Raw genomic sequence first — 17,055 nt, forward strand, 5'->3', positions numbered from 1 at the left:
CGAGAGAATTACTTTTCGAGTTCGAAGTCGAGCGTCTGAGGACCCTCTCCTTTTTCGATCGTGGCGGTGAGTGTGGTCTGGGAGTTATACTTCGCCGGGATTTCCGTGACCTCGGGGATCTGTTCCCCACTGGTGCCGACATCGCCCGGGGCGACACTCTCATCCAGCTGAGGTGTGCTGGAGACGATCTGGACTTTGCAGTTTCCCAGAGGGACGCCCCCTTTGTTGTCGAGCTGATAGATGCCGGCGCGAATCGTGGCGAGCGAGACAGGTCCGGACTCGGGGATGAAACGGATCTCTGCAGCATCCAGCGGATCACCGGCGTACTTAACGATGCCTTTGACCGGTCGTCGCTCCGGTGCATCACTGGCGCCACAACCGGCGGAGAGGAGACTGAGACACAAACAGGCACTGGAAATAACTTTATTCAGAAGCGAGGCGTTCATTGATTATATCTCTGCAGGGGTGAGGAATGGAGTGAGCAGCTTCCCGGCGATCCGTTCGGCAGGAGTTCCCGTAGTCAGACCCAGGAGAGCCAGGCCAGAGGGATGCAGGCTGTTCCCTCTAGTCCATGGCGATTCCTGATCTCAGGAGGGTGAATCGGACAAGCAGCGTTTAGAATTCGCCGACGACTTCCCCGCCCTGACGGGTCGTGAGATCGGAGAGGGTTCCCTGGTCAATATTTTCTGAAAGGAACCGGACTGAACCATCGCCCAGCACGAAGTGGCAGCCGCCGGTGTGCCAACTGGAGAATTCCTGGGTTCGCAGATTCCAGGTGCCACCGCCAGGCGTAGTGTGAGGTCCGTTGATGCCGCCGGCTGTGTCAAGAATATTCCAGACCGGATAAGGATTGCCATCAAACGAGCCGGTCAGTCCGCCGGTACATTCACCGACCATCAGGGTGTTGCTGGCACCATCGAGGATATCGCTGATTTTGGTCCGACTGCGATTGTAGAAGATGCCGTTCCCGATACTGGCAGGCCAGGTATTGTCGGAGCAGGTCCAGTCGACGGAATCTGCGACACCCGAGTAATTGGTTTTGCCGAGGTCGTCTTTGTTTCCCGGTCCGCCGTTGTTGATGGCACCGGTCATATTCACGCGGTCGTCGCTCTGGGGGTCACTGGGGCACTGATAGCTGGGGACCTTGAAGCCGACCACATCAATGGCCTTGTTCGGAGAGTCATTGTAGTTTTTGGAGAAGTTGTATTTGTTGTAGACGTTGGCCTGATCGATAAAGGGGAGGATCAGAGTGCCCCAGCCGAAGCGGTAGGTCAGTCCGGGAGAGCCCGAACAGCCGCCGTTGCGGTGATCGATTCCATACGGAAAGACCTTGTGAGTTTCGTGATAGTTGTGGAGAGCCAGACCGATCTGTTTCAGGTTGTTTTTACAGGTGGAGCGTCGGGCGGATTCACGTGCCTGCTGGACAGCAGGCAGCAGTAATGCAATCAGAATGGCGATAATGGCGATCACGACCAGTAATTCAATCAGTGTAAATCCGCGCTTGATTTTCATGATTCTCTCCAGATGAAACAGATAAATTGAGGGGCGTTAAGACTCCCGGTACAGACCAGGTCTGCTGTGCCCGTGCCACAGATTTGCACTTCACCAACTGGGAAACCGGCACAAAAATTTGTAAAAAAGAAAAAATTGACATCATGGGATAACATGTTATAACATGATGTTACATATTGTCGGTAAAACCAAAACGCTTGTCAACCAGAAAATGAAAAATGTATGAAGCCACCGAAAATCTGGCCGATCGTGCTTATCGTTACATCAGGCAGGAACTGCAGGAAGGGAATCTGACTCCCGGTACGCAGCTGGTTAATCGCAAGCTGGCCGAGCGGATTGGCGTGAGTGTGATCCCCGTGCGTGAGGCGATTCACCGACTCGTCTCGGAAGGTCTGGTCGAGCATGTGCCTGGCGCGGGTGCCTTTGTGCGGAACCCGAATCGGGAGGATCTGGAAGAGCTCTATGTTCTGCGGGATGCGCTGGAGAGTTGTGCGGCTGCGGAAGCGGCCCGCTACATTACGCCGCATCAGCTGGATGATCTGGAGGCCCTGATGGTTGAGTTCCATGAGATCCGCGCACTGGTTGAGCAGCGGAATGAAGGATATGCCACAGCGGCGCAGTTTCATCGCTGGCTGGATTGTGAAGCGGTGTTTCACCAGATCGTAATCGAGGCTTCCCGCAACCGACTGATCGCGAAAGTGATCCGCGAGCACAGTGCGGTCACCCTGGTGTTTGAATCACAGCGGAACAGCTCTCGACTGCTGACCGTGGAACTGGCGGAGCGGACCTGCAGCGATAAAGAAAAACTGCTGGCCGCGTTGCGGGCCGGTGATGGCCCCCTGGCCCGCGAGGTGATGAGTGCCCAGATCCAGCGCGGTTGCCGGGATGTGCTGGCGTTCCTTCGACAGCAGGAACGCCGGAGCTGAGCGTCAGAGATCTGTTGGATTCATTGTGGATACGACGTGCACAGAAGTGTATAATTGTTATCAGAGGAAACCCTGCTCTCTCGTTGTTATCTGCAAGAGGAATTAGATGGCTCCTAAACTGACCGATGAAATGCGACAGGCTCTCCTGGAGTCGCCTGATCGCCCTCTCCAAATTGAAGACGACCAAACGCAGAAAGTATATCTACTGGTTCCGCAGGAAGATTTTCAACACTGGATGGATGCAGAATTACGCCGTGAGCTCCAGGTTGGATTTGATCAGGCCGATGCAGGCGATGTGACCGACTGGGATGTCGAGGCCCTTCTTAAGGAAGCCCATACACGACAAATCGTCGAGCCGGAATAGATGTCGCGTTATTACAGACGCGACAGGCGAAAGAAGATATCCTGGAAATCTGGACCTATATTTCTGCAGAGGATTCTTCCGCAGCAGACCGACTGGTAAGACAGTTCGATCAACTCTTTCAAAAGCTGGCAAATCATCCTGGGATTGGATCCCGACAGGATCGTTTTCGCGAAGGCTTACGCTGTTTTCCCCTCGGACGGTACCTGATATTTTATTTCCCGATTGAAGACGGGATTCAGATTATTCGTGTACTGCACAGTGCTCGCAACTGGGAGAAGTTGCTCTAGAAACGACGTGGTCAATCGGTGGTTCACCATTAACGGAATTGAGCTCGGGAACATTGAGGGCATTCTCTGTCCCCTGCCCGATCGTGTTTTGAGCGATCTGCGTTCCGGGTGCTGACCTGCCAGCGATCAGGGTGTCTGTTGAGCGACCAGGGGTCATGGTACGACAGGCTGACAGCTCGATTCTGATCTGCAGAAAATCAGGCTGTTTTTTAGACTCTCTCATTTTTGTACCGACTGGCACGTTGCTTGCGTTGGTCAGCAAAACCAGTTCAGGAATTCGTCTGCCAGGCCCTCAGACGTATTCGGACTGAAACGCCATTTCCACCGGGGACGACCCAAGTGTCGTCTCCGGTGGTTATTTTCAGGAACGAAAAAACGAATATCAAGCAAGCGTGTCAGCAACTGATCCTGGAGTTCTGAGACCGTTCGTGGATGCAGTCGAACAGGAAAAATGGAAGGAGAATGGAATGTCAGGGAAACAGCTAGAGGGAAAAACAATTGCATTTCTGGCGACCGATGGATTCGAGCAGGTCGAACTGACGGAGCCCTGGCAGGCGGTGCAGGCCGCGGGGGGCGAGCCCCGGCTGATCTCATTGAACAGCGGTAAGATTCAGGGAGTGCACCACGACAAAAAGGGAGATGAATTCAGCGTTGACCAGACGGTCGATGAAGTGAATGCGACCGACTTCGAGGGACTGGTACTGCCCGGGGGCGTATTCAATCCCGATGCCCTGAGGCTCAGTGTGAACGCCGTCAATTTTGTCCGTGATTTCTTTAAGGAAGGAATTCCGGTCGCAGCGATCTGCCATGGTCCCTGGATGCTGGTAGAAGCTGATGTGGTCGACGAGCGAATGGTGACGTCGTGGCCCAGCGTGAAAACAGATTTGATCAATGCCGGCGCTAACTGGGTTAACCAGGAGTGCGTATGTGACAACGGACTGGTGACCAGTCGCAAGCCAGATGACCTGCCCGCGTTCTGCGCGAAGATGGTCGAGGAGTTTGCGGAAGGAATCCACTCCGGACAAACTGTCTGAAGCTGAGTAGAGCGCAACAGCTGATATCGGCTGCGTCTACCCAGTTAATTACCTGAATGTCAGAGCATCCCCGCAATCGTAGAGTAGCTCACGCACGATTGCGGGAAGCTCTGCGTTCAGTGGATTTGCTACAGGACATTATAGTCGAAATACGATTCAATGCAAAAAGGCGTCGCTGGGGAGCGACGCCTTTTCGACGTATCGATGTGATCCGAAGGCTTAGAATTCGCCAATCGTTTCCCGTTTCGCACGGGTGCTGAGTGCCCGGTAGAGCGTCATGTCGATATTCTCAGAGAGGAATCGCACGCTACCGTCACACAGAACAAAGTGAGCACCGCCGGTGTGATAGCTGCCGGCTGCTTCTTCCCCGTAGGAGTTGATCGGGTCGTTGCTTTCAGCGGCAATCAGGTACTCGGTCATTTCGGTGGGGGGATTGCTGTCTGCTCCGTTGGAGAAACAGTGCTTGCGGTCACTACCGCCGCCACCCAGCATGTCGGCATCTCCGCCGGAGTCAATCACTTCACTGACCATGATGGTGTTGGAGAGGCCGTCGGTGATGTCACGGAAAGCCACGGAACTGCTGATGTAGAAGATGCCGTCCGCACCCATACAACCGCCGGTAGCTGCCATCTGGGCGGGCGTCGTGATCGAACCGCTGTAGCAGTCGTCGCCCGAACTGCCGATCAGCGTTCCCATGTTACCGTTGTAGTTAGAGGGAGAGTATCCGTTTTTCTGAGCCCCTTTGGTTACGTCTGGTTGTGAGGGACACCAGAAGACCGAAAGCACGGTCTGGCCGGCGAGCTGCTGCTTCGGATCATTTACGCCGCCGGATTCAGCACCCATGCCGCTGGAAGTTGGTCCCTGGATCTGATCGTAGAGGGGGGCCTGATCGAGGTACGGCAGGATGCTGGTGTGCCAGGTCCAGCCGTGGCCGTTGTAAACCGAACCGTTGTAGTAAACGATACTGCCCGGCGGGAGTACGCTGTGTGCTTCGTGGTAGTTGTGCAGTGCCAGACCGATCTGTTTCAGGTTGTTTTTGCACTGTGAACGACGGGCTGCTTCGCGTGCCTGTTGTACTGCGGGTAACAGCAGCGCGATCAGAATGGCAATGATTGCGATGACGACCAGCAATTCGATCAGTGTAAAGGCTTTCCGATTTTTCATGTGTTTTCCTTGCATTTCAAAAACGAAAATGAAATGAAAAAAGAGTTAACGAATGATGCGCTCTTCGACGGTGACGGAAACAGAATCGCAAATCGGAATTCAGGTAGTTGCTGTGAGAACCAGCACGACGGATGTTGTTTACCACGTCTGATATGTGAAAGAGCCTGTTAAAAGTGTGAGAATTTTATACTTGATGTGTGAATAAATGATGAAGAAGCCGTTATCTTTTCGCGCGGTTGATGAAGATCCCGGGCAGAGCATGGATATATAAATCACCTGTGATGAGAGTGGTCTTTGTCTGTCACTTCGATTAATGAACAGGTTGTAAAAAAAGAACCTCCCTGCCTGCGATTGTTGATCAACGCAGCTGGCAGAGAGGTTGTTCGGGTCTGTCTCAGTTGAGAGCAGAGGGAATCAGTGGGCCATTAAAATTCACCCAGGGTTTCCCGTTTGGCGCGGGTGCTGAGAGCACGGTAGAGGGTCATTGCGATGTTCTCAGAGAGGAATCGCACGCTACCGTCACAGAGGACAAAGTGGGCACCGCCGGTGTGATAGCTGCCGGCTGCCTCTTCCCCGTAGGAGTTGATCGGATCGTTGTTTTCGGCAGCGATCAGGTACTCGGTCATTTCAGTCGGGGGATTGCTGTCTGCTCCATTGGAGAAACAGTGCTTGCGGTCACTTCCGCCACCACCCAGCATGTCAGCGTCTCCACCGGAGTCAATGACTTCACTGACCATAATCGTGTTAGAGAGGCCGTCGGTGATGTCACGGAAAGCCACGGAACTGCTGATATAGAAGATGCCATCTGCACCCATGCATCCACCGGTGGCAGCCATTTCTTCGGGCGTATCGACATTACCACTGTAGCAGTTGTCACCAGAGCTGCCGATCAGGGTGCCCATGTTGCCGTTATAGTTGGAAGGGGCATAACCGTTTTTCTGAACGCCCTTGGTGACATCCGGCTGAGAGGGACACCAGAAAACAGAGAGTCGAGCCTGACCACAGAGTTGCTGTTTGGCATCGTTGACACCACCGGATTCAGCACCCAGACCGCTGGAGGATGGCCCCTGGATCTGATCGTACATGGGCGCCTGGTCGAGGTACGGCAGGATGCTGGCGTGCCAGGTCCAGCCGTGACCGTTGTATTTCGAACCGTTGTAGTAAACCACACTACCTGGAGGAAGTACGCTGTGTGCTTCATGGTAGTTGTGCAGAGACAATCCAATCTGTTTCATGTTGTTCTTGCACTGCGAGCGGCGTGCGGCTTCGCGTGCCTGCTGGACAGCAGGGAGCAACAGGGCAATCAGGATAGCGATAATCGCGATCACCACAAGTAGTTCGATCAGTGTAAAGGCTTTTCGATTCTGCATGAGTTTTCCTTGTGGGTTAGAGGGATGAAAGGACAAAAATTCTAAGTACGGATTCTGGCAATGGCGAAACAGGATCGCCGTTTATCCTGGCTGAGACGCTGTTGAGTTCAGCGTGGCATCAGTTGTTGCGAGTTCCGAAAAATACAAACGCTCGGTAATCAGATGAAATAATCTATCCCTGGTTTAACTCAAATTTGAAACTCTTGTGGTTTTATAAAGCATGTCACGCTGGAGCGGTTGCTCCAGCGTGGACCGTGGAATCAGGACTTTTTCAGTTCAAAGTCGAAGGTGTTTTCGCCGGCTTTGACGTCAGCTTCCAGTTGGGTGTCCGTGTTGTATTTTGCGGGCAGTTTTTCTTTGGTGGCTTCAGCCGGAGCGGCATCATCGCCTTCAGCTTCCATTTCGTTTCCGCCTTCGACAACGGAAGTGATCATGACTTTGTTGTGCCCGATTTTGCAGCCTTTGGTATCACGAATGTAAACCAGTTCGTAGTTTCCGGAGGCATCGGTGGTGGCGCTGGCAGGACGTCCGCTGTCGGGCATGAAAGTGACTGAGGCACCAGCCAGGGGCGAGCCTTCGAAGGTGACAGTCCCTTTGACCAGTCCGAGGTCAGGTTGATCGCCGGCTCCCCCACCGCAGCCGGTGATTGCCAGGGACAGAGTCAGCAGAGTTACTTTGAAGATGTTTTGGATTTTGTTCTGTTTAAAACTGGTCATTGTTGAAACTCACTTTGATACGTTGGATTTCTTAGTAGCGAGGATACGATCCTCTGATTCACTTTTAACTGACGCCCTTCCCGTCGACGTGACTGGAAGGACGTTATTGATTTGTACTAGTGCTTTAGAAGTCGCTGAGGGTTTCCCGTTTGGCGCGAGTACTGATGGCACGGTACAGAGTCATGTCGATGTTTTCCGAGAGGAAGCGGACACGACCATCACCGAAGACGAACTGGGCTCCGCCGGTGTGGTAGCTGCCGGCTGCTTCTTCGGCATAACCGTTGATCGGGTCATTACTCTCGGCGGCGATCAGGTATTCCGACATTTCGGTAGGCGGATTGCTGTCTGCACCCCCGGAGAAGCAGTGCTTGCGGTCACTGCCCCCGCCGCCCAGCATGTCGGCGTCTCCGCCGGAATCGATGACTTCACTGACGAAGATCGTGTTTGACAGGCCGTCGGTGACATCCCGGAAACGGACGCTGCTGCTGATGAAGAAGATCCCGTCGGCTCCCATGCAACCACCGGTGGCTGCCATCTGAGCGGGAGTCGTAATCGAACCGCCGTAGCAGTTGTCGCCCGAGTTACCGATCAGCGTGCCCATGTTGCCGTTATAGTTGGAAGGCGAATAGCCCCCTTTCTGCACACCCTGGGTTACGTCGGGCTGAGAAGGACACCAGAACACGGAAAGCACAGTCTGTCCGGCCAGTTGCTGTTTGGCACTGGTTGTACCACCTGATTCGGCTCCCATGCCGCTGGAGTCTGGTCCCTGGATCTGGTTGTACATCGGAACCTGATCCAGATAAGGCAGGATGCTGGCGTGCCAGGTCCAGCCGTGTCCATAGTATTTGGTACCATTGAAGTAGACGATACTGCCCGGGGGCAGCGCGCTGAATGTTTCGTGATAGTTGTGTAGTGCCAGTCCGATCTGTTTCAGATTGTTTTTGCAGCTGTTACGTCGTGCGGCTTCGCGTGCCTGTTGTACCGCTGGTAATAACAGGGCGATGAGGATTGCGATAATGGCAATCACCACCAGTAGCTCGATGAGGGTAAACGCTTTTCGATTCTTCATCACTTCTCCTTTTTGAGTCTGAGAGCAGGACCAGTAACAACTGAGAATGAATTAAATCTGACTGGTTTATTCGTCTTCCCTGTGGGAAGCAGACTGGCGGATTTGAACTTATCTGCTGCTGATGAATTCAGCTTGAATGAAACAGTCAGAGATGTTGTGAATGGAAATTAGTCTCTGCTGAAGTTGCGGGCAGTCTAGTCCGCATTTGTGAAGGGTGTGTGAAGAACGTGTTAGCTTCATAAAACACGAGTTGATCAGAGCCGAATTCCACAAGTTAATTTTCGGTTAATAATTCGGCGTTTTTTATTCATGTTTACTGATGTGATCCCCGAAAACAGCGAACCTGTGAGGCATTTTTTGTGTCACGTTACGCAGAAGGTCTGCGATACAGGCCTCACATCGTTTTTCTGTGAATTCATCTGTTCTTAATGTGGAATACAAGGAAAATTCATGAACGTCTATCTGGATGACGAACGACCGGCACCGCCGGGCTGGCGACAGGTTCGCTGGCCGGATGAAGCAATTCAATTTTTAAAAACGGGTGAAGTCCGCTCGATCAGTCTCGACCACGATCTGGGAGATGACGAACGCGGCACCGGCTATGATGTGCTGCTCTGGATTGAAGAAGCCGTCGCGACGCGGGACTTCGATCCACCAGAGATCAAAGTGCACACCGCGAATCCGCCTGCCCGTAATCGAATGCTTGCGGCTGTCGGTTCCATTCAGCGTCTGACCGAGTGTTGCTGCGGCGCAGACTGAAAGACGATGCTTAAACCAGGGGCTCCCGCTGGCTGCCGGGAAATGAAAAATTTCTCTCGGGAGGCCCCTGCTCCTTTTCTGATCCAGGTGAGTGAGTTCACGAGCGTTGGGCGCTTCAGCACTCCTCTTCGCCTGTCTCGAACATCGCGTTAAAACGACGCTGCATTTCCTCGGGAGACACCTCTTCGATCTGACTGCCGAGCAGCCATTCGTGCCCGAAGGGATCCTGAACCTTCGCGGCACGTTCGCCGTAGAACTGGTCGGCCGGTTCCATGATCAGAGTGGCACCCGCGTCGACGGCCTGTTGCGTCATGGCGTCGACATCCTGCACATGCAGATGGATTGCCGATCCGGTCGGCGTGGATTCCCGGGGCGCGTGAATGCCGTACTCGGGATACTCGTCGGAGACCATGATCGTCGTTGCCCCGAACTTGAGTTCCGAGTGACCAATCCGACCGCCGGGTTCGGTCAGCCGAAAGTCTTCGACAGCTCCAAACGCCCGCTGATAGAAATCGATGGCGGCACTGGCATCCCGGGTGCGGAGGTAGGGAAAGACTTCAGTGATCTGGTGGGGCTGTTTCTCGGTCATCGTCTGAGCTCCTGTTACCGGTCGGGGGAAATGCCTGTTTCCCTCAGTATACTCAGCAGAGGCCCGCGTGTATTGGGAAAAATTCGTTTCCCGGGGAGCACGGTAGTGGGAGGGCTGACAGCCCTGACGTTGTCCCGGAGAGACCTGGGTTGGGTTTCAGGATGGGGGACGGTTTAAAGTGCGGTGCTTGAAACTTCTCTGTCTACCAAAAAATAAATCCCCCTGTTTTTCGAGTTCCAGGAACTCTTCGAACAGGGGGCTGTCAATCTGCCAGAATCAGGCGAGAAGATTATTTCTTCTTGCTGGTTTTGCCTTTGGCAGTTTTAGGAGCAGCAGCTGTGGTTTTGCCAGTTTGTTTTTTGGCAGTTTGCCCAATCTTAGAAGTAGATTTGGCCATCTCGGTATCTCCAGAAAAAGGAGTTAAAGAAACAGATATGAACTAAGATATTCATATCGACGCGTAAATTACCAATCTTTGGGAAATTTGAAATATCAGAGTTCACAATTTTGAAATTTTCTGAGGAAATATTTTTCGGCGATGGTTCGCGCGCGTCGTGAAAGGTGTCGCGACGCGCTTCTGAAAACCGCGCCAGCCGGTTGTCGCAGTGCTCTTGCGCGTCGTCTGAGGTGTGTCCTTTCGCACGCGCTTTATGGTTCTTGAGGTGAGCGCACCTGCCGGCTGTGGTCTGTTGCCAGTCACTGTCGGACGAGCCGACAGGGGCACCCCGTTGTTGCTGACACGTACGAAAAATGCCTGAAAAACAGACTGTTTGTGGCGGTGTCGGGGAGTGTGGTCTATGATGGCTTCTCTGAAGTCGCCCCCCTGCTCTACTTGATTGGAGACACGTTGAATGGCAGTCCGCCCCGTCTATGTTCCCCGCGATGACCGTCCGGGAGTCGTGGTACGTTCGCTCGACTTCGAATGGTTCCCCGGCTTCTCGACGGCACAGAAGCAGCGCTCGATTCACTCCCTGCATGCCGCCGCCGGGGAAACAGGTATCGAACCGGTGCTGGAGATCTCCAGCAAGTCTCCCGAGGAACTGGGGGTGTCGTTGAGTGCCTTTCACCTTTCGTTGACCGACGCGGAGGGTGGCAGGTCCTATTCCGTGGAGACTGCTTTCCAGGGGAGCAAAGTCTTTGAGCGGGGCGGTCCGTTTCTCGACCTGCTCAATGGAACCTCACGGGAGGCCAAGAAAGACGAGCGGTTGCAGAGTTCGGGACGCCTGCTCCGCTTCGAGTTTCAGGGGACTGCCTGGCCGCTGAAGCCCCGCACTTATTTCTATGACTGGCTCTACCTGAGTGCCCTGGAGCAGCAGTCCGGACTTCGGGAGACGCTGGTCCGCTACCGGGGGTTTACGGATATCGAATTCAACCCGATGAAGTCGATCAACTGCCAGGCGTACTCCGCGGCTCTGTATGTGTCGATCCTGGAGTCCGGTCAGAGTGAAACGATCCTCTCCTCACCAGCGAGTTTTCTGGAATCGCTACAGGACGAATACGCGGCCCGGGATGAGTTGCTGGCCCGGCAGCATGGGCTCGACTGAGACGTGGCCGTCGGGTGACTGGACAGCAGCGCGGCCAGGCACGATAGTGAAATGAGCGCGGGCCTGAAATTCGAATCAGAAAGTGAGAAGCAATGAGATCAGTCATACTGCTGCTGGTGAGCAGCCTGGGAATGGGGCTGGCCGGCTGTCAGCAGGAAGCAGCGCCCACAGAGGAAGCCGCGAGTGCACCCCAAGAGACCGCGCCTGCCGCGGCGGAAGGACCGGTTGTGAAGATCTGGGTCTTCGAGGATGGCACCATCGAGATGGATGGGGAGCCCGCGGGACTGGAAGCGGTCCGCACCCGCTTCGCCGAGCTGCAGAAGCAGCAGGGAGTCGTCTACTACGGTCGGGACGCTCCGGCTGCCGAACCACACGAGAATGCGATGCGGGTCATCGAACTGGTCGTGGAAAACAACCTGCCGGTCCAGCTCAGTTCGAAACCGGATTTCTCCGATCGCGTCGACGCCGACGGAACATCCCGGCCGAAGCCTGTGGAGTGATTCTTGGGTTACTGTACGCTCGTTGCGTTTGCCTCGTCGGGCTGATATAGTGGTCTGTTCACAACGTTCTGTTTGGACACGACACACAATACGCGAATCAGTTTGAGACGGGGTAAGAAGATGTACGGGGCAGGAACGGTTTTTCGTTGGACGAACCGGGGTTTCATGGCAGGGGTTCTGTTCTGCCTGGCTATGGTTTCGGCGCAGGCGGCTGAGCCTGTTTCAGTGTGGGAAGTGGTTACCACTTATCGCAAGCATATGGAAGGTAACCGGCTGACGCTGATGTCGGACGGCAAAACCAGTACGGGACTGCCCTGGAAACTGCTGGGAACCACGGTCGACTTCGGCAGAGAAGGTAAAGCGGAGCCGCGTGCCGGCGGTGCGTTTTACAAAGGGAACTGGGTTGGCGGCTGGAATATTGACGCCCGCGTGGTCATGAATAATATGACCCTGAAGAGTGAAATCGTCGCGCCGCCACCGATGCCGCCGGAAGCCGGTGAATCGTTGATTGGCACCAAGCCAGGCCGCTCTCTGAATGATTCGATCGTCGACTTGTGGGAGTTCGTGGCGGTTCTGCCGGGGACGAACAAGTTCATTCACATGACCTGCGACTTCACACCGGATAACCTCGTGCTGGATGGAGACCGCAAGATCGGGACGTATGAAATTGACAAGCGAACGGTGATCGTCAACTTCCTCGACCCGCAGTTCGGCCGCGTCGCCTTCACGGAGAAGCAGAATAACGTGCTCTCGGGTCGGGGGAAACCGGAGAACCGCAAGTACTGGAACCTGCAGTTCACCCGCGTGCAGCGGCTGGCTGTCTTTCGTTCCAAGGATCAGAAAGACCTGGTGCTGTATACGAACAACCGCGTTCATTCGCCGCGGTACACCCCCGACTACCATACGACCTTCAACTGGTATTTCGCGACTGTAGACAGAAAGCGGCAACTCTTCATCCGGGGTCTTCCTGCCGAAGTGAAAGCCGCCGGCCGGGTATTGACCTGGTACGGCGAAGACCTGGCACTGATCGCCGGCCGTCCAATGCGGTGAGGGAACAGTTATGTCAACTGAAGTGAAAACTTCCCCGCGAATGGGAAATCTGCACCGACGATATCTGACTGGAGCCGCCTGCCTGCTGATCCTGGCCGGGCTGCTGGTGTGGGCGCTCTGGCCCTGGAAGCTGACTTTGACGTTTCTTGAAGATGGTCAGCCGGTCGCCGGTTTGAAGATGGACGTTGTGATTGCTGATGATAATGTTCTAGATAGGAAAACGTTGATCACCGACGAGGGTGGGCAGATCACCATTCCCCGACCGAATACTGACGGAGATGCCACCGTCCGGCTCTGGTTTCCGGATGGAATGCGCGTTAACACGATCCTGCCTGTCAGAAATGTCGCCTGGACCAGCTTTGACTACAGTTCAACTTTCGAGCAGGATGGTCAAGTCACCACAAAATATCCGGGAAGAACTGTCACACAACGAAATGCCCCTGTTCCGAAATCGAACAGCCAGACCGGACAGTAACTCTTTCACTAGCGGGGGCGTATCTGGCTGAGGATGCAGAGCCCGTCCGCATAACGGGCCGCCGGAACTGTATGAGATTCTGCTGCCGCTGCTGGTCTGGTCGATTCAGTACGAAATCCTGTTCCCGCAGTTCGCCTCTACATCACCGGGAGTCACCGGCGATCCGCTGGATATTCTCTGGTACAGTGTCAGCGCCTGCATCAGCGCCCTCTGGTGGCGGTTTTATTATCAACGTCAGCCTGCCTGAGAGCCGCCCTGCCCTCTGTTTTGCCTGGGTTTTGTGGTCTGTTCAGTCGAAAAGCAGGTCTGTTTGCATGAATATTGTTGACGTATTGATCATATCTGACATAATGTTTAGTTGTGCGGGCCTGCCTGGGAGTGTTTGTGTAAGTGATTAGGCACGAGCACTCCCGGCACGCACGAGTAACCCCTCTTCTGGCACTCCGGTTCGATTTCGGGCCGGAGTGCCCCCCTTTCTGCAGGCAGGTTATCCCGGTTCTTTTTGTGCGCTGAATGGAGGAACGATGGATCTGATCGATCGGATGAAAGAAATTGCTGCCCGGATTCCCAAACAACTGGAATACACCCAGACCGAGGAGGCGACGAAGAACGCGTTCGTGATGCCCTTCATCAGTGCGTTGGGATACGACGTGTTCAACCCGCTGGAGGTGATCCCGGAGTTCACGTCAGACGTGGGCATCAAGAAGGGGGAGAAAGTCGATTACGCGATCAAGAAGGATGAGCAGATCATTATCCTGGTCGAATGCAAATGGTCGGGGGCCGATCTGGACAAGGTGCACGCTTCACAGCTCTTCCGGTATTTCTCGGTGACGTCGGCCCGGTTTGCGATTCTGACCAACGGCATCGAATACCAGTTTTACTCGGACATCGACGAGCCGAACAAAATGGATTCGAAGCCCTTCTTCGTCTTCAACATGCTGCACTTCGAAGATCACCAGATCAACGAACTCAAAAAGTTCACGAAGTCGGCGTTTTCGCTGGACGACATTCTGACGACCGCCAGCACGCTCAAGTACGCGGGGGCGATCAAGAAGATTCTGGAGGAGGAACTCAAGGCACCGTCTGAAGAGTTCGTGCGGTTCTTCGCGTCGCAGGTGTATGACGGCCGGTTGACGCAGCAGGTGATAGAGCAGTTCACGAAGATCGTGAAAGACGCGCGATCACAGTTCATTAACGAGCGGATCAACGAGCGTCTGAAGACGGCCCTGTCTGCGAACTCAGGTGAAGGCGGTGGTGAGGATCTGTTCGACGACGAAGAGAACGGCGACGACGCTTCAGCCCGCGACGGTATCGAAACCACGCAGGAAGAACTGGACGGCTTCAACGTCGTTAAGGCGATTCTGCGGGAAGTGGTCGACGTAGCCCGCGTGACGATGCGCGACACGAAAAGTTATTGCGGCATACTGCTGGACGACAACAACCGCAAGCCGATCTGCCGCCTGCGGTTCAACCACTCACAGAAATACCTGGGCCTGTTCACGAACAAGAATGAAGATAAGGTCGAGATTGATTGCGTGGATGATATCTTCAAACACTCAGAACGGCTGAAGGCTGTGATTGGGGAGTATGAGGGTGGGAAGGCTGAAGTTGAGGAGGTGGCTGGTGGAGGGGAAAATCCAATGATGAATTCAGACATCATGGAATGATCCCTTAAGCGTATTGGTTGTGATTCACTATTTTGAAAATTCTTTTGAGACAGATCTCAAGAAAATATAGGGGGAGTCATATGACGGTAGACGGGATCGATAATACAGCACATGGAACTGGAACTGGAACTGGAACTGGAACTGGAACTGGAACTGGTGCTGGTGCTGGTGCTGGTGCTGGTGCTGGTGCTGGTGCTGGTGCTGGTAATATTCCCGAAGATAAAATCCTGGAATATGCTTGGAAATGGTTTGAGTATCATGCAGCACAGAGGCTGTTGGCGTTTAGATATTTTTTAATCTTTCTAGGTATACTCGCTGTTGCTCTTCTAAAGTCAGCAGAAAATGGAACCCATGATTTAACCAAAGTTTTGGAATTCTTAGGTTGTTTCATATCGATCATCTTTTTACTGTTAGAATTTCGAAATGCGCAGTTAGTGGATGTAGGAAGAAAGAGCCTTAAGAAAATCGAATCTTTTGATTCATATCGAAGTGATATTGAGTTAAAACTTATAACGAATGATCAAGGGAGATGTTTTCTAATTAGACATTCGTTTTTGATAAAAGCTATATATGTAGTTTGTCTATGCGGATTTATAATGCTGGCACGCAAACCAAGTTTGATTATGAACGAAAATAGTGCTCCTTCACAGATATTAGATAACATGAAGGCAAAGGCAAAATCATCTGACATAGAGAAACCGGTCGAAGCCAAAAAGCCAATAATACAAGAGGAGTAGATCATGCCTTATATAGATAAAGAGGCTCGAGAAAGACTTGCGAATGGAGCAAAAGCCGAAACACCAGGCGAATTAAATTATTTGATTTCCTGTCTGGTTGACCAATACCTGATTGATAAAGGCGGATTACGGTACACTCACATCAATGAAGCTATTGGTGTCTTGGAATGCGCTAAGCTGGAATTATATCGCCGTATTGCAGCGCCTTATGAAGATGAAAAGATTGCATCCTCTGGTGATGTTTATGATGTATTAAAATAGATTTATACACATTGCATCTGTTTTCTTTCTTTTGGTGAGAATCAATCGATTAATTCTTCTTTGTTTTTTTCGATGATTGATCGATTTTACCTGTTAGCTGATGAATCAGTCTTTTTGTTTCTGATTCCTTTTTATCCTTCTCAACTTTGGTCAACTTCTCATCTAAAATTAGTTCAATCCCATTCAATAATATCGGAAACATTCTGAGGCATTCACTTTCTGATAGATCATGAATTGCTTTGCTCAGTATTCCATACATTTTTTTGTTCTCAACGAGCAACTTTGGTAAATAGTTTTTTAATACATCTATTTGCTCAGTTTTTCGTGATTTGAAAAATATTTCTTGGTCTATTGTATCTCCTGATAGGAGTGCTTCTGAAAATGCACCATTGATAAGTTTTTCAAATAGTCTTCGAAGGTATATGCACGCACCAATTCCGACACCATGAGCAGAAAGTCCAACTCCTCGTTTTAACTCTGAAAGATCATCTTTGCTTAAGATCTTTTTGTATTTATTTAAACTTGGTAAATGAAGATCTGCGATAGAGGGGTATTGTCCAATTTTCTGTAACTTTTTGCCGTTGGAAATCGAATTGAAAATCATCAAATGATTCTCATCTCTACTACATTTGAAGATGTTTTGGAAATGATGAGGGAACTCTACATGATTGATCGCTTTTAATGGGTTCGCGCTGTTAATTGTTGGGAAATTGTAATACTCGTTAGGTTTTAGACGTGAGATATTTATTTCTATTTTTTCAATTCCTCCCTCATGAAAATCTGTGATATATGGGTTGTTGTTTGAGGATGCGGAAAAGATTGACTCTGAGCCACACTCGATGCAGTATGAATCTATCGTTCCACTAAAGCACTCGATGGCAAGAAACTTCATTGCATCTTCTGCGCTTATTATAGAATCAGAGATGTCAAAAGAATCATAAAGAGGGACATTAAGAAAATATGCAGATGGTTCAGGAATTGATGACATTCTTATATTTCCAAATATGAATAGATGGAAGCCTAAATCTAAG

20 protein-coding genes are annotated in these 17,055 nt (G+C 52.2%); 12 read left to right on the forward strand and 8 right to left on the reverse strand.

Annotated features, from left to right (window positions below; genetic code table 11):
* Nucleotides 1-8: 8 nt before the first annotated feature.
* The gene (locus FYZ48_RS27055) at nt 9-446 is read right to left on the reverse strand and encodes a hypothetical protein (RefSeq protein WP_149345612.1); all 438 of its coding nucleotides are present in this window, start codon (nt 444-446) and stop codon (nt 9-11) included.
* Nucleotides 447-615: 169 nt separating this feature from the next.
* Nucleotides 616-1,512: a DUF1559 domain-containing protein gene (locus tag FYZ48_RS27060; protein ID WP_149345613.1), complete on the reverse strand. Its 897-nt coding sequence runs from the start codon at nt 1,510-1,512 to the stop codon at nt 616-618.
* A 218-nt stretch (nt 1,513-1,730) separates the two neighbouring features.
* Between FYZ48_RS27060 and FYZ48_RS27065 the strand changes: the two genes are divergently transcribed.
* From FYZ48_RS27065 to FYZ48_RS27080, 4 genes are all read left to right on the forward strand, one after another.
* On the forward strand, nt 1,731-2,438 hold the full coding sequence (locus tag FYZ48_RS27065) for a GntR family transcriptional regulator (RefSeq protein WP_149345614.1): 708 nt from the start codon (nt 1,731-1,733) through the stop codon (nt 2,436-2,438).
* A gap of 106 nt (nt 2,439-2,544) precedes the next feature.
* Nucleotides 2,545-2,802 (forward strand): hypothetical protein, encoded by a 258-nt coding sequence (locus tag FYZ48_RS27070; protein ID WP_149345615.1) that lies wholly within the window; start codon nt 2,545-2,547, stop codon nt 2,800-2,802.
* A complete protein-coding gene (locus FYZ48_RS29935) occupies nt 2,799-3,089 on the forward strand; it encodes a type II toxin-antitoxin system RelE/ParE family toxin (RefSeq protein WP_149345957.1) in 291 nt (96 codons plus the stop codon). The genes FYZ48_RS27070 and FYZ48_RS29935 overlap by 4 nt, the downstream gene beginning before the upstream one ends.
* A 467-nt stretch (nt 3,090-3,556) precedes the next feature.
* Nucleotides 3,557-4,123 (forward strand): type 1 glutamine amidotransferase domain-containing protein, encoded by a 567-nt coding sequence (locus FYZ48_RS27080; protein ID WP_149345616.1) that lies wholly within the window; start codon nt 3,557-3,559, stop codon nt 4,121-4,123.
* A gap of 219 nt (nt 4,124-4,342) precedes the next feature.
* Here FYZ48_RS27080 and FYZ48_RS27085 read toward each other — a convergent pair whose 3' ends face one another.
* From FYZ48_RS27085 to FYZ48_RS27100, 4 genes are all read right to left on the reverse strand, one after another.
* A complete protein-coding gene (locus FYZ48_RS27085) occupies nt 4,343-5,287 on the reverse strand; it encodes a DUF1559 domain-containing protein (protein ID WP_149345617.1) in 945 nt (314 codons plus the stop codon).
* A 425-nt stretch (nt 5,288-5,712) separates the two neighbouring features.
* Entirely contained in the window at nt 5,713-6,657 is a 945-nt protein-coding gene (locus tag FYZ48_RS27090; protein ID WP_145039751.1) for a DUF1559 domain-containing protein, read from the reverse strand.
* A 260-nt stretch (nt 6,658-6,917) separates the two neighbouring features.
* The gene (locus FYZ48_RS27095; protein WP_149345618.1) at nt 6,918-7,373 is read right to left on the reverse strand and encodes a carboxypeptidase-like regulatory domain-containing protein; all 456 of its coding nucleotides are present in this window, start codon (nt 7,371-7,373) and stop codon (nt 6,918-6,920) included.
* Nucleotides 7,374-7,497: 124 nt separating this feature from the next.
* On the reverse strand, nt 7,498-8,442 hold the full coding sequence (locus FYZ48_RS27100) for a DUF1559 domain-containing protein (protein WP_145039758.1): 945 nt from the start codon (nt 8,440-8,442) through the stop codon (nt 7,498-7,500).
* Nucleotides 8,443-8,892: 450 nt separating this feature from the next.
* Here FYZ48_RS27100 and FYZ48_RS27105 point away from each other — a divergent pair, with 450 nt between their 5' ends.
* Nucleotides 8,893-9,201, forward strand: coding sequence for a cyclic-phosphate processing receiver domain-containing protein (locus FYZ48_RS27105; RefSeq protein WP_145440536.1), 309 nt, complete (start codon nt 8,893-8,895; stop codon nt 9,199-9,201).
* 115 nt (nt 9,202-9,316) lie between these two features.
* Here FYZ48_RS27105 and FYZ48_RS27110 read toward each other — a convergent pair whose 3' ends face one another.
* On the reverse strand, nt 9,317-9,790 hold the full coding sequence (locus tag FYZ48_RS27110; RefSeq protein WP_149345619.1) for a VOC family protein: 474 nt from the start codon (nt 9,788-9,790) through the stop codon (nt 9,317-9,319).
* An 851-nt stretch (nt 9,791-10,641) separates the two neighbouring features.
* Here FYZ48_RS27110 and FYZ48_RS27115 point away from each other — a divergent pair.
* The 7 genes from FYZ48_RS27115 (at nt 10,642) to FYZ48_RS27145 (ending at nt 16,024) form a co-directional block, all read left to right on the forward strand.
* Nucleotides 10,642-11,334 carry a DarT1-associated NADAR antitoxin family protein gene (locus FYZ48_RS27115; RefSeq protein ID WP_149345620.1) on the forward strand — a complete coding sequence of 231 codons (693 nt, stop codon included), beginning with the start codon at nt 10,642-10,644 and terminating at the stop codon, nt 11,332-11,334.
* A 92-nt stretch (nt 11,335-11,426) separates the two neighbouring features.
* The gene (locus tag FYZ48_RS27120; RefSeq protein ID WP_145183461.1) at nt 11,427-11,834 is read left to right on the forward strand and encodes a hypothetical protein; all 408 of its coding nucleotides are present in this window, start codon (nt 11,427-11,429) and stop codon (nt 11,832-11,834) included.
* 165 nt (nt 11,835-11,999) lie between these two features.
* Complete coding sequence (locus tag FYZ48_RS27125; RefSeq protein ID WP_187782246.1) at nt 12,000-12,884, forward strand: hypothetical protein; 885 nt, start codon at nt 12,000-12,002, stop codon at nt 12,882-12,884.
* Nucleotides 12,885-12,894: 10 nt separating this feature from the next.
* On the forward strand, nt 12,895-13,359 hold the full coding sequence (locus tag FYZ48_RS27130) for a hypothetical protein (protein ID WP_149345621.1): 465 nt from the start codon (nt 12,895-12,897) through the stop codon (nt 13,357-13,359).
* A 524-nt stretch (nt 13,360-13,883) separates the two neighbouring features.
* Nucleotides 13,884-15,026 carry a type I restriction endonuclease gene (locus tag FYZ48_RS27135; RefSeq protein WP_149345622.1) on the forward strand — a complete coding sequence of 381 codons (1,143 nt, stop codon included), beginning with the start codon at nt 13,884-13,886 and terminating at the stop codon, nt 15,024-15,026.
* A gap of 80 nt (nt 15,027-15,106) precedes the next feature.
* Complete coding sequence (locus FYZ48_RS29390; RefSeq protein ID WP_187782247.1) at nt 15,107-15,763, forward strand: hypothetical protein; 657 nt, start codon at nt 15,107-15,109, stop codon at nt 15,761-15,763.
* Nucleotides 15,764-15,766: 3 nt separating this feature from the next.
* Nucleotides 15,767-16,024, forward strand: coding sequence for a DUF6899 family protein (locus tag FYZ48_RS27145; RefSeq protein ID WP_149345624.1), 258 nt, complete (start codon nt 15,767-15,769; stop codon nt 16,022-16,024).
* 49 nt (nt 16,025-16,073) lie between these two features.
* Here FYZ48_RS27145 and FYZ48_RS27150 read toward each other — a convergent pair whose 3' ends face one another.
* A complete protein-coding gene (locus FYZ48_RS27150) occupies nt 16,074-17,012 on the reverse strand; it encodes a hypothetical protein (RefSeq protein ID WP_149345625.1) in 939 nt (312 codons plus the stop codon).
* Nucleotides 17,013-17,055 lie beyond the last annotated feature (43 nt).

Source organism: Gimesia chilikensis (assembly GCF_008329715.1).
GTDB lineage: Bacteria > Planctomycetota > Planctomycetia > Planctomycetales > Planctomycetaceae > Gimesia > Gimesia chilikensis.

Excerpts from the sequence above, each read along its gene's own strand:
- FYZ48_RS27055 (WP_149345612.1), bottom strand. The coding sequence starts at position 446 with ATGAACGCCTCGCTTCTGAATAAAGTTATTTCCAGTGCCTGTTTGTGT.
- FYZ48_RS27060 (WP_149345613.1), bottom strand. The coding sequence starts at position 1,512 with ATGAAAATCAAGCGCGGATTTACACTGATTGAATTACTGGTCGTGATC.
- FYZ48_RS27065 (WP_149345614.1), top strand. The coding sequence starts at position 1,731 with ATGTATGAAGCCACCGAAAATCTGGCCGATCGTGCTTATCGTTACATC.
- FYZ48_RS27070 (WP_149345615.1), top strand. The coding sequence starts at position 2,545 with ATGGCTCCTAAACTGACCGATGAAATGCGACAGGCTCTCCTGGAGTCG.
- FYZ48_RS27080 (WP_149345616.1), top strand. The coding sequence starts at position 3,557 with ATGTCAGGGAAACAGCTAGAGGGAAAAACAATTGCATTTCTGGCGACC.
- FYZ48_RS27085 (WP_149345617.1), bottom strand. The coding sequence starts at position 5,287 with ATGAAAAATCGGAAAGCCTTTACACTGATCGAATTGCTGGTCGTCATC.
- FYZ48_RS27090 (WP_145039751.1), bottom strand. The coding sequence starts at position 6,657 with ATGCAGAATCGAAAAGCCTTTACACTGATCGAACTACTTGTGGTGATC.
- FYZ48_RS27095 (WP_149345618.1), bottom strand. The coding sequence starts at position 7,373 with ATGACCAGTTTTAAACAGAACAAAATCCAAAACATCTTCAAAGTAACT.
- FYZ48_RS27100 (WP_145039758.1), bottom strand. The coding sequence starts at position 8,442 with ATGAAGAATCGAAAAGCGTTTACCCTCATCGAGCTACTGGTGGTGATT.
- FYZ48_RS27105 (WP_145440536.1), top strand. The coding sequence starts at position 8,893 with ATGAACGTCTATCTGGATGACGAACGACCGGCACCGCCGGGCTGGCGA.
- FYZ48_RS27110 (WP_149345619.1), bottom strand. The coding sequence starts at position 9,790 with ATGACCGAGAAACAGCCCCACCAGATCACTGAAGTCTTTCCCTACCTC.
- FYZ48_RS27115 (WP_149345620.1), top strand. The coding sequence starts at position 10,642 with ATGGCAGTCCGCCCCGTCTATGTTCCCCGCGATGACCGTCCGGGAGTC.
- FYZ48_RS27120 (WP_145183461.1), top strand. The coding sequence starts at position 11,427 with ATGAGATCAGTCATACTGCTGCTGGTGAGCAGCCTGGGAATGGGGCTG.
- FYZ48_RS27125 (WP_187782246.1), top strand. The coding sequence starts at position 12,000 with ATGGCAGGGGTTCTGTTCTGCCTGGCTATGGTTTCGGCGCAGGCGGCT.
- FYZ48_RS27130 (WP_149345621.1), top strand. The coding sequence starts at position 12,895 with ATGTCAACTGAAGTGAAAACTTCCCCGCGAATGGGAAATCTGCACCGA.
- FYZ48_RS27135 (WP_149345622.1), top strand. The coding sequence starts at position 13,884 with ATGGATCTGATCGATCGGATGAAAGAAATTGCTGCCCGGATTCCCAAA.
- FYZ48_RS29390 (WP_187782247.1), top strand. The coding sequence starts at position 15,107 with ATGACGGTAGACGGGATCGATAATACAGCACATGGAACTGGAACTGGA.
- FYZ48_RS27145 (WP_149345624.1), top strand. The coding sequence starts at position 15,767 with ATGCCTTATATAGATAAAGAGGCTCGAGAAAGACTTGCGAATGGAGCA.
- FYZ48_RS27150 (WP_149345625.1), bottom strand. The coding sequence starts at position 17,012 with ATGTCATCAATTCCTGAACCATCTGCATATTTTCTTAATGTCCCTCTT.